This window comes from Halodesulfovibrio sp. (assembly GCF_015482765.1).
Classification (GTDB): Bacteria; Desulfobacterota; Desulfovibrionia; order Desulfovibrionales; family Desulfovibrionaceae; genus Halodesulfovibrio.
In genome coordinates this window covers 59704-73610 of the sequence record NZ_JADMLB010000076.1, presented here as the reverse complement: position 1 = coordinate 73610, position 13907 = coordinate 59704, and the positions used below count along the sequence as shown (strand labels likewise).

At 45.4% G+C, this 13907-nt stretch carries 11 protein-coding genes; 7 read left to right on the top strand and 4 right to left on the bottom strand.

The genetic code is table 11. The annotated features are described in order from the left end of the window. The first annotated feature begins 201 nt into the window (after window positions 1–201). Window positions 202–687, top strand: coding sequence for a DUF1269 domain-containing protein (locus tag QZY95_RS15505; protein WP_290925194.1), 486 nt, complete (start codon window positions 202–204; stop codon window positions 685–687). Between the two features lie 348 nt (window positions 688–1035). On the opposite strand, the gene QZY95_RS15500 is transcribed toward QZY95_RS15505, so the two are convergent. Further along, on the bottom strand, window positions 1036–2379 hold the full coding sequence (locus QZY95_RS15500; RefSeq protein ID WP_290925192.1) for a multiheme c-type cytochrome: 1344 nt from the start codon (window positions 2377–2379) through the stop codon (window positions 1036–1038). Between the two features lie 42 nt (window positions 2380–2421). Beyond that, entirely contained in the window at window positions 2422–2988 is a 567-nt protein-coding gene (locus QZY95_RS15495; RefSeq protein WP_290925190.1) for a NapC/NirT family cytochrome c, read from the bottom strand. Between the two features lie 256 nt (window positions 2989–3244). Between QZY95_RS15495 and QZY95_RS15490 the strand changes: the two genes are divergently transcribed. From QZY95_RS15490 to QZY95_RS15465, 6 genes are all read left to right on the top strand, one after another. Then, window positions 3245–5680: a response regulator gene (locus QZY95_RS15490; protein ID WP_290925188.1), complete on the top strand. Its 2436-nt coding sequence runs from the start codon at window positions 3245–3247 to the stop codon at window positions 5678–5680. Further along, complete coding sequence (locus QZY95_RS15485) at window positions 5673–7115, top strand: sigma-54 dependent transcriptional regulator (RefSeq protein WP_290925187.1); 1443 nt, start codon at window positions 5673–5675, stop codon at window positions 7113–7115. Before QZY95_RS15490 ends, QZY95_RS15485 begins: the two co-directional genes overlap by 8 nt. A gap of 126 nt (window positions 7116–7241) precedes the next feature. After that, window positions 7242–7844 carry a cytochrome P460 family protein gene (locus QZY95_RS15480; protein WP_290925185.1) on the top strand — a complete coding sequence of 201 codons (603 nt, stop codon included), beginning with the start codon at window positions 7242–7244 and terminating at the stop codon, window positions 7842–7844. Between the two features lie 226 nt (window positions 7845–8070). Further along, window positions 8071–9402, top strand: coding sequence for an ATP-binding protein (locus QZY95_RS15475; RefSeq protein WP_290925184.1), 1332 nt, complete (start codon window positions 8071–8073; stop codon window positions 9400–9402). Further along, on the top strand, window positions 9395–10045 hold the full coding sequence (locus QZY95_RS15470; protein ID WP_290925182.1) for a response regulator transcription factor: 651 nt from the start codon (window positions 9395–9397) through the stop codon (window positions 10043–10045). Before QZY95_RS15475 ends, QZY95_RS15470 begins: the two co-directional genes overlap by 8 nt. Before the next feature lie 158 nt (window positions 10046–10203). Beyond that, window positions 10204–11928 carry an aldehyde ferredoxin oxidoreductase C-terminal domain-containing protein gene (locus tag QZY95_RS15465; RefSeq protein ID WP_290925181.1) on the top strand — a complete coding sequence of 575 codons (1725 nt, stop codon included), beginning with the start codon at window positions 10204–10206 and terminating at the stop codon, window positions 11926–11928. Between the two features lie 63 nt (window positions 11929–11991). Here QZY95_RS15465 and QZY95_RS15460 read toward each other — a convergent pair whose 3' ends face one another. Both QZY95_RS15460 and QZY95_RS15455 read right to left on the bottom strand, forming a co-directional pair. Further along, window positions 11992–13386, bottom strand: coding sequence for a glutamate decarboxylase (locus QZY95_RS15460; RefSeq protein ID WP_290925179.1), 1395 nt, complete (start codon window positions 13384–13386; stop codon window positions 11992–11994). Window positions 13387–13529: 143 nt separating this feature from the next. Beyond that, window positions 13530–13766, bottom strand: a complete 237-nt coding sequence (locus tag QZY95_RS15455) for a hypothetical protein (protein WP_290925177.1) — start codon at window positions 13764–13766, stop codon at window positions 13530–13532. Window positions 13767–13907: the final 141 nt, after the last annotated feature.

Here is a 13907-nt window from a genome sequence, read left to right as displayed (position 1 = left end):
AGTGTATTTGTCGGGTAAATAAAAGGAAGCAGGTAGTGTTATAGTAAAGTTTTAGAATGAAAAACCCATAAACTTTAATTGGTTGGGGTTGAAAGTTTTAAACTGCAAGAGAGAATTTGCAAAAAATGCGACTTATCATAACTGCCAAATCGTAGGCGCTGTATTCTGTCTGTGCTCATGAAAACAGGTTTGGAGGTCAGTATGGCGGATTTAGTGGTGATTGCATACGACTCGGAGGAGCGCGCTGCGGAAGTTCGTGTGGAACTTTTAAAGATGGCTGGAGAATATCTTGTAGATATTGAAGATGCTGTTGTTGCTCTTCACAAGAAAGATGGCAAGGTTAAGTTGCAGCAGATGCATTCGTTGACGGCTGTCGGGGCAGTTGGCGGTGGGTTCTGGGGCGTATTTATCGGCTTATTGCTGGTACATCCGTTATTAGGACTCGCAGTTGGTGCTGGTGCTGGAGCAGCAGCCGGAGCAATGAGTGATGTGGGCATTAATGATGATTTTATGAAGGAACTTGCCGGAAAACTTACTCCGGGTACTTCTGCGTTGTTTGTATTAAGCTCTAAAATGACCTCTGACAGGGTATTGGATAGGTTGAAAGGCAGTGGCGGGCATGTGATGCAGACATCACTCTCGCATGAAGATGAAGACAGATTGCGTAAGGCAATTGATAACGGATAAGTAGAACGGAGTGTTCTCATGGTAGAATATGTAGCAGTAGCCATTGGCGCATGTATACTGGCTGGAATCACAGTGTTTTCTAAAAGGCGGAAAACTGTACGCGAAGTGCTTCGCGTAGTGCGCAAAAGAAATAGATAATTCTGAAGCGTTGTATAAGAAAAGTAAAAAGCAGGTACCTGTGTGGGTACCTGCTTTTTTGTTGTCTTACCCTGAATTACTGTGAAGGAAGCTTGGGAGTTTTTCTGGGTAGTTGCTGCAAGCGCTGTGTGGTAAGCGCGCAACCGGTGGCTCGCTTTCTTCAAGGTAAGACACGGGCACCATAAGGTGCCCGTTTGTGAGAGGATTCTATTAAACCGGACCGGTACTCATTACCGGACTGAGTTCTTCAATTTTGTTGTTTTTGATACGCCATTCGTAGAGATCTTCCATGTCTTTGTAGATCTGGAATACCTGGAAGAAGCCGTGCCAGTGAGCGTAGTCAGGACCGTCCATGGCTGCGCCGTGACGGGCGCGTCTACCAGCGTGATGCCACAGGTAGTACATGAGTTCCTGGAACGGATCTTTCCACTTATCTTTTTTGAGGAGACCTTTTTCTGCGAGGTCTTTCTTCATTTTAACAGCGCCGTCCCAGTACTTGTTGTACAGAGCGTTTGCGTTATCAAGAAGCTGAACCTGCGCATCAATGTGGGTTTCACCGTGACAGCTTTTACATACCTGGCGCATGCGTTTGCCGCCCTCAATGCCGTCACCGCGTTCTCCGGTGCGAACTTCAGAGCGTTGATGCACCATGTTCCATTTCAAACGAGAAGTAACGTTATGTGTGGAATCAAGTTCACCGATACCGCTCATATGACATACTGCACAGGTTGGTGCAGTGTAGTCACCCGGCTGCCATGCGCCGGAAGCTGCTTCCCAGTTCCATTCATCACCATGAGCAGTGAAGATCTGCCCGTGTTTGGATTCTTCGTAGATTTCAATGTGCGGATGGTCTGGTCCTAAATGACAGGATGCACATGCCTCAGGCTTACGTGCTTCTGCTACGGAGAACTGATGGCGGGTGTGACAAACAGTACAGTTACCGATGCCGCCGTCAGGGTAGCGTGTACCTACGCCGCCAGGCCATGTCATATTGATAGGTTTGTTATCCGGACCAAGTTCAACTTCAGTGCCGTGACAGCTCTGACAGCCGCTTGCACCGGATGCACGGTTGATCATAGTGCCTTTTTTCTCGCCAAGGAAATCAGCGCCTTCTGTAGAGATAAGTTTTTTGAACTTTTCAGACTCAATAAGCGGCTTACCTGCAAGTTTGGCGTGAGCAGATTTAGAGAATTCTTCTGCTTCATGCGGGTGACAACGCGCACATGTTTTTGCAGAAACCATTGGGGAGATGTAAATATTAGTGCCTCTGAGGCCTTCACACTGGCTTGCCATTGGAGAGTCTTTCTCAACAGCATGACAGTCGTAACAGGAGATAGCTGCGCTACCCATACGACCGTTTTTCCAGCTTTCAATAATACCCGGTGTCTTTACAGAGTGGCACTCGATACAAGAAGCAGCTTCTTTAGTGTAGCCGCGTTTAATTACAAGCTTTTTTTCGCCAACTACGCCTGCATTGGCAGCGAGTGCAGTCATAATAACTCCACAGGCTACTGCCATGCTGAGCAGCGTAAGTTTATGCAGAAATGTCCTCACACGTTCCTCCTTCAGAAAAAGAATAATCAGTGTAATGCGTTGTTACTTTTTGGTAGCAAAGTACTTTTTAGTGTGAATTCGCATGTTTTTGTGGCCTACATGCTCGTGGCAGCTTGCACACTTTTTGCCGGTATTGCCGCGCAGGTAGTCTCTATGAGCGATAAGGCCGCCTTTTGAGATTTCCTTTGGTAACAAGTTTACGTGGCACTTACGGCACGCATTGTCATACGTGAACTTAGTACGGTTACGATCAGCAGCTCCTGCCCAATCATATGTGTACGGATCAATAAGCATGTTGTTGACTACGTCAGATACACCGGTGATTGCTTTTGCTGTGAGATATTCCACAAAGGAGCCATGCGGCAGGTGACAGTCGACACATTGCGCCTGAAACCCTTTGGAGTTCATTCCTCCGTGCTTTGATTCCTTCCACGATGTTTGGAATGGTTTCATCACATGGCAGCTCACACAAAATGTATCCGTGTTGGTTGCTTCAACCATGTAGCCAGATGCAAGCACACTGACGACTGTCAGCAAAACACCCATTAAGGCTCCGCTGAGCCAGATGGAGCGTCTTGATTTCTTCCTTACATCTGCCTTTTCAGGCATTAAATCACCCCCTTAACAGTTAGTAGAGAGGGGTTCTCCGAAGAGAATTTGAGCGTGTTCAACACGCTACCCTCAGGTTTCTGAGTCATGTTGTTATGAAAAATATTCCAAGAAGCGTGCCAGTGTGCAGAGAGGAATGTGAAAATAAAATGACGTTATATTTTAGATTCTTATGATTTTATGAATAAGTGGAGGATGTTGTGTCTATTGAATTTGTCAGAAAAATCTGACAAGAATTCAGGAAAATCTGAAAAAGATGTCATATTTTTCTGAAGCGGGTGGTGCGGTGAAAACAAAGATTTTATTTTTCCCCGGGGTAATTCTATTGCTCTGGACAGGACTTATTGTTGCCCTGTTCAGTTGGTTTGTTGTTGGGGAGCAGCAACACATTGAGCAGATAGCTTTGCGGCAGGCCAGAGCTTTTTTCAGTCAGGTTGTTACAGCGCGTCAATGGAATTCCAAACACGGTGGTGTCTATGTTGAGGTGACAGATACCGTGAAGCCGAACCCATATCTGGAAGCAGCAGATAGAGATGTTGTGACTGTAGACGGAAAGACGTTCACCAAAATTAACCCTGCGTATATGACCCGCCAGTTGTCTGAGATAATGTCTACCAGCTCAGGCGTATCATTTCATATTACCAGTCTTAACCCTAAGCGTGCCGCTAATGCTGCAGATGCATGGGAAACTGCTGCGCTTCAAGCTTTTGCAAATGGCGAATCGGAGCGGTTTGAATATATTGATAGAGGAACGGATAAAGCCACTTACCGCTATATGGCCCCCCTGTATGCCACTTCTTCCTGTTTGCAGTGTCATTCTGTGGAAGACGGGGCTTCAGAAGGGGATATCCGCGGGGGAATCAGTGTAGCTATTGCAGCTAACCCGTTACACCTTTTAGCAGATGCCAACTTGAACCGGATGGGGCTGGTGTTTCTTGTGGTGGGGATAACTGGTTTCATAGGATTCGGATACAGCGCGGTACAAATTATTCGAAAACGTGACGAAGCAGAAACAGCAAGCCGGATTAAGTCGATGTTTCTGGCAAATATGAGTCACGATATGCGGACACCGCTTACCGGTATTATCGGGATGTCAGAACTGCTGCGTATGAAACCCGAGCCGCATGAGCAGGAAGAATATGCTTCCTTGCTTCAACTGTCTGCCAGCAATCTTCTTGAAATTGTAAATGACATTACAGACTTCTCACGGATTGAATCGGGCAGGCTTGAATTGAAAGAGCGTCCATTTGCTATGCAAAGTCTTGTACAGCAAAGTCTTGATATGGTGCGTTTTGCCTGTTCCCGTAAAGATATCCATCTTGAAAGTGTCGTTATGGATGATGTTCCTCGACAGTTGGTGGGTGATGAGTTCCGTATTCGCCAAATGTTAGGAAATCTGCTTGGTAACAGTGTAAAGTTTACTCAGCATGGTGCAGTGACGTTAACTGTTCGTAATCAGGGAATAGAAAACGGGGTGTGCACCGTACGTTTTTCTGTGCGCGATACAGGGATCGGTATTGAAAAAAGCCAGCTTGCCTCCATTTTTGACAGCTTTTCTCAAGGTGAAGCAGCCTTGGAAGACGGGAGAATGGGCACAGGTCTGGGGCTTTCAATTACTCGGCAGCTTGCTTCTATGATGAAAGGACGCATATGGGTGAAGAGTAAACTGGGCGCTGGCTCTACCTTTACCTTTGAAATTCCCTTGGAAGTACCTGAAGCAGATGTAATGCTTCCTGATGAAGGAATGACCTGCGTTGCCGTAGATGAAAATAACACGCCTTCCGCTTCCTATACCATTCTTGCTGTGGACGATAATCCACTGAACAGAGTCTATATTCAGAAAACACTTGAAGACAAAGGGCATACAGTTTTGCTTGCAGAAGATGGAGAAAAAGCTCTTTCCATCTTGCAATACCGTTGTGTGGATATTGTTTTCATGGATGTACAAATGCCCGTAATGAACGGAATTGAAGCGACACGACAGATACGTTCAAGAGATGATCTCGCGGTTGGATCGGATGTTCCTATTGTCGCAGTGACAGCGTTTACGGTGGATGGAGACAAGGAGCGTTTTTTAGAAGCCGGAATGAATCACTATATCAGTAAGCCGTTGCAGACAGAGAGCTTGTTGAGTGTGCTGCCTGTTATTTTTGAAGGAAGAGAAGAGTCGTGTGAAACAAAGGCAGTATCGACATCCTCAGATTTGATGGATGAGGTGAATCCTGACCAGATTTCTGATGCAGAAAACGAGGTGAGTGCATTGGTTCTACTTGATAAAGAAAAAGCAATGAGTGCGATGGCGGGGAACACAAAACTGTTTCTGATGCTGTGTTCAAGTTTCCTTGAAGAATCAAAAGCGAAAGAACTTGCGTTGCGACAGGCTGTTGAAGAAGGCAACTGGCATGACGTAATGATCTCTGCACATGCAATAAAGAACTCAGCTGGGTTGCTTTGTGCTTCAGCTTTACAAGATGTGGCTGCCTGCCTTGAGGCAGGGACTCGCTCTATGATTGAAGATCAAACTGATTCGCTGGATGCGGTCATTGATTCAGTTGATGCTACCGCTCGCCAGTACAGTTTTGGAAAGGAACAAAAGGAAGAGCTGCGTTGTATTGCTTCTAATTTATATGAAATGGTAGAGAAAACCCGTACTGCAATTACTGAAATATTGAGCGAGGAAGGCCGTGGCTAAAATTCTTGTAATTGATGATGAGCTTCTTATCCGTACCATGCTTTCCGAAGTTATTCGTTCGTTGGGACATGAGGTTGTTGTTGAAGAGATGCTACAGCAAGGTCTGGCATCAGCGAAACAAACTTGTTTTGACGTAATTTATCTTGATGTTCTTTTACCTGACGGTAACGGTTTGGAGTATATTAAAGACATCCGTGCGGCGTCCTCGTGTCCTGAGCTTATTATTATGACGGGGCATGCAACACCGGACGATGCTGAGCAAGCTGTACGCCATGGTGTATGGGAATACCTGCGGAAACCTTTTACTGTTGAGCATATTGTTCGTTCGCTTACCCGTGTTCTTGCATTCAGAGAACAGAAACGGCAGCAGATGAAGTCAGCGCTTAAACGGGATGCGATTGTCGGCAGCAGTCCGGCATTGATGCAGGCACTCGATCTTGTAGCACAGGCAGCTTCAAGTTCGGTAAATACGTTGCTTCAGGGTAAAACCGGAACCGGTAAAGAGCTTTTTAGTCAGGCTATTCATGATAATAGTACGCGTTCCAATAAGCCTTTTGTGGCGCTGGATTGTGCTTCTTTTACAGAGACGCTGCTTGAAAGCCATCTGTTCGGTCATAAAAGGGGAGCTTTTACCGGAGCAACTTCTGATAGAGAAGGTGTGTTGCAAGCAGCAGATGGCGGCACTCTGTTTCTTGATGAAATAGGTGAGTTGCCGATGCAGCAGCAGAGCGCTTTTTTGCGTGTTTTGGAAACTAAGCGCTTCCGTCCTATTGGTTCAACAAAGGAAATAACAAGCGACTTCAGATTGATTGCTGCAACCAACAAAGATCTGCGAGAAATGGTTCGTCTTGGACTTTTTAGAGAAGATTTATTGTACAGGCTTCGTGGATTGACCATTACGTTGCCTCCGCTTTGTGAGCGTAAGGAAGATTTGCCGGCATTGGTTTCATGGTGGTTGGATAAACGTGCAGAAGAACATGATGAGCCGTGTAAAATAGCATCAGATGATTTTATAGAAACCATTATGGCATATGATTGGCCTGGAAACGTACGTGAGTTCATCCACAGTATGGATAGAGCTTGCACGACAGTCGGGGGAGAATCTGTACTGTATAGTACTCACCTGCCTGTGGAGATGCGAGTAAGTGTTGCCCGGGCAGAAACAAACAGGCAGTTGGGAAGTAAGCTGCCGAGCTCTTTTGATGAAAATGCTGCGCAGATGGCTTCTGTTTCTCCAGTGGTTGATCAGAAAAGTGGAGGGCAGGCGCATTTTGTTCCTCAGTCACTAAAAGAGCATCGACTTGCGAAAGAAAAAGAATATATCGAAGGATTACTTGAGTACACTCAGGGAGACATTAAAGAAGCATACAAGCTTGCCGGAGTTTCCCGGGGACATTTGTATGAGCTTATGAAAAAACACAATTGTTCCAAGTAATCCAGCACGATTTTATAAATTACAAAAGTAAACGCTATACGCTCATATATACTTGAGACGAATGTACGGGGATAAGATACTTGAAAAGATAATAAGAAAAGTATCTTGTATGAAAGGAGCACCCCCGTGAAAAAGTCTCGTTGGAGCATTTGGCGTGTGGTATTTTCGGTTGGGCTTGTTGTTTTTGTTGCATGTTCAGCAATGGCAGTTTCCGTTCCGGATGATGGCATTTCCACTTTTGAAGAGTGGGAAAAAGCATTCAAGGATTGGAATAGTACCCGAAGTGGCTGGAAGCCGCCCAAAATGGCACCTAACAAGCTGCCGTTTCCTACAGATTATCGTGACTGGCAAGTGCTCAGTGTTTCCCATCGTGAGGATCGTGCATCCGTCAGAGTGGTGCTGGGTAATGATGTTGCAATGCGTGCTGCACGACAAAAAGAATTTATTCCGTGGCCTGACGGAGCCATGCTTGTGAAGGTGCTTTGGCGTCAGCGTCGTTTACCAACGTGGCAGGATTCGTGGGTGCCGTCAGAAATTCTTGGAGTTGGTATAATGTACAAGGACAGTGTGCAGTTTGCAGATACGTTGGGCTGGGGGTTTGCGCTTTGGCAGACTTCCGAACTAACGCTTCCTGAAGATTTTAATACCGATGTACAAGGCTGCGTTAAATGCCATGCTCCGCTGAAGGATAGTGATTATGTGTTCACTGTTCCGGCAATATTCCCATAATAACTGATGGGTAAGGGGTGCGGGGACAAGTACATCTCGTAAATATTTTATACATACAATAGAAAAAAAGAGCAGAGAGTCAGGACGGTTCGGCACTGAGTCGAGTTATGCTTTCCTGAGAGCCTCTACTCTTTTTTTTGTTGCTGATTCACGCTATGAGTTGAATACAGTGCAGCTATTATTTCGTAGGTGGTGCGAAAAACGCTGTGAGAGGGAGAGTGTTACGTTGCCGTATACTGCAAAAAAGAATTTTGGTGTTGAAATACTGTGTTTTATCAGTGTGTTGTTGTTTCTGATCATTGCCGGAATGTTGTACCTTTTTTCGGCGGAATTCAGCAAACTTGAGATTGTTTTATTGATGAGCGGGGTCGCGACGATTGCAGTGGGAGCAGTGACCTTTACTCATAGAAAACATGTGCTGGATGTAACACATAAGAATACGAAGTTATTGTTCGAGTTAGCGGATACGAAGTTGCAAGCTCGTATTTTGGAACGGAACAAAACGTTGATGCGGTCTATCTTTAATGCATCACAGAATGTGTATTATGTGTTTGATGAGTTTTGCGTTTGTCAGGGCGTCATAACATCCAGAGATGACTTGTTGGAGTTTTGTCATACCGCAGAGCCAACAGGAAAGAAATTAACAGAATTATTTACAGATGACCTAGCTGACACCATTCGCCGGGCATTGTTAAAAAGCCTTGATTGTAAGCGGCTGCAAATTGTCGAGTATCATGTAGAGCACGCGGGCAAAGATTTTTGGCTGGAAGGGCGAGCCCTTGCCTTACCTCAACATGGTTGTGGCCCGCGTAAAATTGTTTGGGTTGCTCGCGATATCACGGAAGAAAAACGGAACCGTGAAGCGGTTCGGGTTCTTTCAACTAAGCTTGCGTTAACTGAAGAACAACAGCGTCGAAAGATTGCTGTTGAACTACATGACAGCCTCGGACAGATTCTTGCGATTGTAAAAATGCGTTTGAATTTGCTGCGTCGATATTTAACTGAAGGTGATGAATTAACGCTGCTTGATTCCAGCATGGAGCAGTTGGGAAGCGGCATTGAGCTGACAAGAACGTTGGTTTGGGAATTAAGTCCGCCGACACTGTACGCGTTAGGGTTGGTTTCTGCTGTGGAATGGCTTGGTGAGAAATACGCCAAGGAACATGACATAGAGTTTATTATTGAAGATGAAATGGAATGCTGTATTTGGGGTAGTGACTTCAAGATTATGATGTTCCGTATCGTCAGAGAGCTAATGGCAAATGTTGTAAAACATTCTAATGCGTCTGAATGCATCATTGAATTCCAAAGTCGTACAGACGGGCTGATTATTGGTGTTCATGATAATGGAAAAGGATTTCCAGATAGAGCAGCGGGGGGAGTCCGTAAGGGGTTCGGGCTGCTGACTATTCAAGAGTCTGTCCGTCATCTTGGTGGGGATGTTACCTTTTCATCGAACTGTATTGGCGGCAGTGTGCTTATTTTTATTCCTTTCAAACAGACTGCACCGGCATTGGATATGGAAATGAGTGCAGTAACAGGACGATATGATGGATAAGACTATTCGTGTTGTCATAGCTGATGATCACAAGGTTTTTTTGGAAGGCTTGTGTTCATTGGTTAAAGATGAGACCGACATCGAAATTGTGGGGAAAGCTGGCAGCGGGGTAGAGTTACTGGAATTGGTGGCTCAGTTACAGCCTGATGTTGTTATTTCAGACATTAGTATGCCGGATATGAACGGTATAACAGCTGCCCAAAAGATTACTCAGGAATACCCTGATGTGCGTATCATAGCTTTGTCGATGCACAAGGACACACAATTTGTGCGAGAGATACTCAAAACAAACGCGTATGGCTTTTTGCTTAAAGATTGTTGTTTCGACGAGTTGGCACATGCAGTGCGTTCTGCAATGAAGGGGGAAGTTTGCTTGAGCCAGCCTTTGAGAGATTCTGTTGTGATGGATTATATCGGAACCTTACGGAATCCTCAGGATGAAGAAGTGGCTCTTTCTGCAAGAGAGAGTGAAGTACTTAAGTTGATTGCGGAAGGTAACAGCACAAAAGAAGTGGCTGAGCAGCTGTGTATTAGTGTGAAGACTGTTGAGACCCATCGTAGACAGATTATGCAAAAGACCAAGTATACCAATATCGCAGAGCTCACAAAGTACGCTATTCGTTGTGGATTAACGACTGTTTAAGCGCTCAACCAATATGCAATAAATAGAGTGTGTTAAGGGAATGCCTTATTGCTTTTCTACTTTTTCCTGATTGAGAGAAAGTTTGTTTCGACTTACTTCTATACTCCTATCTTGATTTATTTACCGGAAAAAACCGGAGCAATACAAGGAGTTACCTAATGAGAATTCTTAGAATCAATACTCGTACTCAGGAATATGCTTTTGAAGAGCTTGGAGAATATGCTGGTCTTGGGGGACGTGCTTTAACTTCCCGCGTTGTTAACAAAGAAGTACCTGCTGACTGTCACGCTCTTTCCGCTGAAAACAAACTTGTTTTTGCTTCCGGCGTCCTTGCTTGCACCAACGCTGCAAACTCTGGTCGTGTTTCCGTAGGCGCAAAATCTCCGCTTACTGGTGGTATTAAAGAAAGTAACTCTGGTGGCCAGTTTGCAAACCAGATGGGTAAGATGAAGCTTCAGGCTATTATCCTTGAAGATAAGCCGGAAGAGGGTGCTGATTTTACCAACATCTTTATCACCGACGGTGAAGTAAAATTTTCTTCAGCAACAGAAATCGTGGGCATGCACAACTATCCTGCACAGGAAAAATTGCAGGAAGAGTTCGGTAAGAAAGCCGTGACTTGTCTTTGTGGTCCTGCTGGCGAACATTGCATGCAGGCTGCAACCATTCAGTTCTCCGACCCTGAAGGGCTCCCTACCCGTTCAGCCGGTCGTGGTGGTATGGGTGCTGTTCTCGGTTCCAAGAAAGTTAAATCTATTATTCTTGATCCGGAAATCAAAGGCAAAGCTGTTATGGGTGACGAAGAAGGCTTTAAAGCTGCCCGTAAAGAATGGACTGACATTCTCCGTAGCCACCCAGTAACCAGCGAAGGTCTTCCTGCGTATGGTACTGCAATTCTCGTTAACATCATTAACGAAGCAGGTGCACTTCCTACTAAAAACTTCCGTACCGGTCGTTTTGACAACGTAGAAAAAATTTCCGGTGAAACCATGGCAGACACCATCACCAAACGTGAAGGTAAAGTTTCCCACGGTTGTCACACTGGTTGTATCATCCAGTGTTCACAGGTTTACAACGATAAAAATGGTAAAATGCTGACCACTGGTTTTGAATACGAAACCATCTGGGGCTTTGGCGCACACCTTCTTATCGACGATCTCGATTTGATTGCAACAATGGACCGTACCTGTGATGAAATTGGTATGGACACCATTGAAATGGCTAGCTCTCTTGCAATGGCAATGGAAGGCGGCCTTATCGCATGGGGTGATGGCCCAGCTGCACTTGAGTACCTCAGAAAAGTTGGTACCGGTGATCCAGTAGGTCGCATCCTTGGTAACGGCGCAGGCTTTACTGCTGCTGCTTTTGGTGTAGACCGTATCCCGACTGTTAAAAACCAGTCCATGCCTGCATACGACCCTCGTGCTGTAAAAGGTGTTGGTGTTACCTATGCAACTACTCCAATGGGTGCTGACCATACTGCCGGTTACGCTGTATGTCAGAACGTATTGAAGTGCGGTGGTGATATCGATGGTCACGGTAAAGACGGCAACCTTGAAGTTTCTAAAAACCTTCAGATTGCAACCGCAGCAGTTGACTCTCTCGGTCTTTGCCTCTTTGTAGCATTCGCGGTTCTCGATGACGAGCGCGGTGTACCTTGCATGGCTAAACTCGTATCCGGCCTTCTTGGCTCCGAGTACAGCGTTGATGACGTTGTGAACCTCGGCGTGGGTGCTCTTCAGGATGAGCTCGACTTTAACCGTCGTGCCGGCTTCACTGAAAAAGATGACCAGCTTCCACGTTGGTTCACAGAAGAAGCTCTTCCACCTCACAATGTGAAATGGGACTTTACAGCAAAAGAACTTCAGGATGCAAAAGTTTAGCAAACTGAAGTCGCATGAAAATAAAAACGCCGGAGGAGACTCCGGCGTTTTTTTGTTGTTAGGCTATGAATGGTTAAACGACTTTCGTTCTTTATCAGGCGCACATGGTGGATTTTCGTTTAGTTCTGCGATTACTTCGCTAAAGTCTTTTAAGAGCAAGTGGAGCAAATCAACGCTTGTTCCGTGACGCACTACAATACGTTGGACAACTGTTTTTTCGCAATCTGGTGGCAGAGTATACGTCGGGATAAGCCATCCACGCTCTCTGAGTGCATCTGAAAGTTGATAGAGACTGAATGGTGGGGATACTGAGTCTTTAAACTTCCAGCAGATAAGCGGGAGCCCCTTTGAGCTATTGTTCAGGAAGTCGAACATCTTGAATTGTTCAAGCCCGGCTGCAAAATATTGCGCTGCTGCAAAACAGGATTCTTGTACTTTAATATATCCCTCAAATCCTAATCTTAGCAGATTGTAGTATTGTGCGATGACTTCGCCTCCCGGACGGGAGAAGTTCAGAGCGAATGTAGGCATTTGCCCACCAAGGTAATTTACGCGGAAAACAAGATCTTCAGGGAGATCGTTTTCTGTTGCCCAGACAACCCAGCCGCAACCTAACGGTGCGAGACCGAATTTATGTCCTGAGGAATTGATGGATTTTACACGCGGGAGTCGGAAGTCCCATTTGATTTCCGGATGCATAAAGGGGGCAACAAAACCACCGCTTGCTGCATCAATATGCATAGGGATATCAAGTCCAGTTTCTTGCTGTAATGTATCAAGCGCTGCATGAACTTCTTCAATGGGCTCGTAATGCCCTGTAAAGGTCGTTCCAAGCGTTTGTACCACACCTATTGTGTTTTCATCGCAACGAGCAATAACATCTTCAGGAGAAGACATGTAGGTGCCTTCCTGCATGGGGACTTCTCTAAGCTCTATTTCCCAATAGCGGGCAAATTTATGCCAACAGACTTGAACAGGGCCGCAGACAAGATTTGGCTTATCGTATGGCTTTCCTGCTGACTGACGGCGCGCTTTCCATTTCCATTTCAGCGCCATACCGCCCAGCATGGCTGCTTCACTGGAGCCAGTGGTAGAACAACCAATTGCAGGGGAACATGTTGGGTCGTCGCCGCATTCTTTTGCGTTCCAAAGATTAGCAAGCATAGAGACGCATCTGGATTCTATTTCAGCAGTCTGCGGATATTCGTCTTTATCTATCATATTCTTATCAATGCATTCCTGCATGAGATCTTGGACTTCACGTTCTACCCAGGTTGAGCAGAATGTCGCCATATTTTGGCGAGCATTGCCGTCCAATAGTAATTCATCGTGGATCATTTGATAGACGGCTTCTGGATTTCGTTCTTTTCGGGAAATTTTATGGACGTTCAAGGGCTTTGCCATAGCTTCTACTGTGAACAGGTCGTCAATGTTAGCCTTGTGATTATGAAGGGGCATATGTTCCTCTCTACGTTTTGAATCCATTTGGTTAATGAATACAATAAAATAGTTACGTATTGAGGAAAGTATATATTGCGTTGGAGTCTAAAGAAAAGCCAGCATGACATGTGATGATCATACTGGCCTTTCTTAAACATTTTTTAGTAGATGACTGCAAGAGGGCTATCTATGGTGATGCCCGCCATGGTGGCCACCATGATGTCCGCCGCCATGATGTCCATGCTGATGCCCACCATGATGATGGTGGTGATGATGGTGTCCGTGTTTGTGGTAATTAATGTAGTAATGGTTGTTATAGTCGTATGAAGTATACCATGGATTTCTATGATAGTTATATTGTGGATAGCTTCCTGCAGTACATGCCGTAAGTGATGCAAACAGCATGAAGCATCCCGTAAGTAGAATAAGTTTTTTAATCATGTGTCTCGCTCCTTGGCAGCGTTGCGTAAATTCTGGCGTGAATATGCCGGAATAACGCTGCAGCTATGTGTGTCTAATATGACTATAGCAGTAGGAGA